General features: G+C 60.0%; 2 protein-coding genes. Both read right to left on the reverse strand.

Annotation, left to right across the window (positions count from 1 at the left end):
- Nucleotides 1-87 precede the first annotated feature (87 nt).
- Nucleotides 88-1,380: a urate hydroxylase PuuD gene (locus tag QMX98_RS34275; protein WP_282412070.1), complete on the reverse strand. Its 1,293-nt coding sequence runs from the start codon at nucleotides 1,378-1,380 to the stop codon at nucleotides 88-90.
- Nucleotides 1,381-1,430: 50 nt separating this feature from the next.
- A complete protein-coding gene (locus tag QMX98_RS34280; protein ID WP_010456681.1) occupies nucleotides 1,431-1,934 on the reverse strand; it encodes an ureidoglycolate lyase in 504 nt (167 codons plus the stop codon).
- Between the last annotated feature and the right edge of the window lie 93 nt (nucleotides 1,935-2,027).

Raw genomic sequence — 2,027 nt, forward strand, 5'->3', positions numbered from 1 at the left:
CCGCACCGCTCGCTCCTACAGGGACACTGCATATCCGTAGGAGCGAGCGGTGCGGCGATCCGACTTGCCCGCGAAGCTTTTCAACGGTTAGTTGGTCGGAGCGCCCAGAACAATCCACGCACCGATCAGGTCACGTTCCTGCTGGGTCATCTGGGTGATGTTGCCCAGTGGCATGATCTGGCTGGTAACGGCCTGAGCCTGGATGCGCGCGGCGTTCTGGCGGATCTGCTCGGGGGTGTCGAACATCACACCGGCCGGAGCCGCGCTGAACAATGGGCTGGTCGGTTTGGCCGAATGGCACACCGAGCAACGTTCCTGGATCACGCTGTGCACCTTGTCGAAACTCGGGCCGGCGTTGGACGCCTGGACCGGTGCTTCTGCAGGCTTCGCAGCGGCAGGTTTGGCACCACCACCGATGGCGGTTTCCGGCAGCGGCTGGTACTCGATGGTGCCAGGCGCCTTGGCCACTTCAGGTGCGCTCGGCATTTGCGCCGGGCCGGTGACGTAAGCCAGGCAGATCATGCCAACAGCCGCGACAGGCAGGGTCCAGGCAAACTTGTGGCTGTCATGACGGGTGTTGAAGTAGTGACGCACCAACACCGCCAGCACCGCGATCCCGGCCAGGATCAGCCAGTTGTATTGGCTGCCGTAGGTGCTCGGGAAGTGGTTGCTGATCATGATGAACAGCACCGGCAAGGTGAAGTAGTTGTTGTGACGCGAACGCAGCAAGCCTTTGGCCGGCAGTGCCGGGTCCGGCGTGCGGTTTTCGGCAATCGCCGCCACCAATGCTCGTTGCGCCGGCATGATGATGCGGAACACGTTGCCGACCATGATGGTGCCGATGATCGCGCCGACGTGCAGGTACGCACCACGACCGCTGAACACTTTGCTGAAGCCGTAAGCGGCGCCAATGATCAGCACGAACAGGATGAAGCCTAGCAGGGCAGGGCGTTTGCCCAGGGCCGAGTCGCAGAGGAAGGAGTAGATGAACCAGCCGACGAACAACGAGGCGATGCCCAGTGCGACCCCTTCAGGGCCGGTCAGGCTGCTGCCCGGTGCCAGCAGGTACAGCGTCGGGTTGGAGTAGAACACCACGCACAGCAGCGCGATCCCCGACAACCAGGTGAAGTAGGCTTCCCATTTGAACCAGTGCAGGTTGTCCGGCATGGTCGGCGGGGCCAGTTTGTATTTTTCCAGGTGGTAGATACCGCCGCCGTGGATCGCCCACAGATCGCCCGCCAGACCACTTTTCGGGTTGACCCGATTGAGGTTGTTTTCCAGCCAGACGAAATAGAACGACGCACCGATCCAGGCCACGCCAGTAATCATGTGAACCCAGCGCACGCTCAGGTTCAGCCATTCCAACAGATGTGCTTCCACAGTCTTTACCTCTCGCCTGTCACTCTGTTGTCGAGTGATCAGACCTTCTCTTATTGGTGGGGGGCAAGGATCAAACGCTCATCCTCTTTGAAAAAATGCTCATCGCAGTTATTGCCTGTGCCACTGCGATCAACCACCAGGAAGTCATCCCGCTTTTCGATCGTCAGCACCGGATGGTGCCAAACGCCGCGATGGTAATTAATGCCCTGCCTGCCGTTGGTGACGAAGGCGCGGACCAAGCCTGATACAGGTTCATCGCCAAGTGGCGCGACCACGATCAGAAAGGGGTTGCCGAGCAGCGGAATGAACGCCTGACTGCCCAGCGGGTGACGCTCCAGCATGCTGACGGTCAGCGGCATGTCCTGCGCGTCGGCGCGGAAAATGCTGATGATCGCGTTGTCCTCTGGCGTGGCGGTTTGCACCGTCGCCAGTTTGTGAAAGCGCATGGTCGAACCGTTGTTGATCATGAAGTGATCGCTGCCGTCGGTTTCGATCACGTCACCGAAAGGGGCGAAGGCTTCTTTGGTCAGCGGTTCAATCGTCAATGTGCGCATGCTGGTCTTCTTTTCCGAATTCAATGTTGTTTGTTCTGGCGTCTTCGCGGGCAAGCCTCGCTCCTACGGTCGGTGATACCTGTAGGCGCGAGG

It is taken from the genome of Pseudomonas sp. PS02303 (genome assembly GCF_029959925.1).
GTDB classification, from domain to species: domain Bacteria; phylum Pseudomonadota; class Gammaproteobacteria; order Pseudomonadales; family Pseudomonadaceae; genus Aquipseudomonas; species Aquipseudomonas mandelii.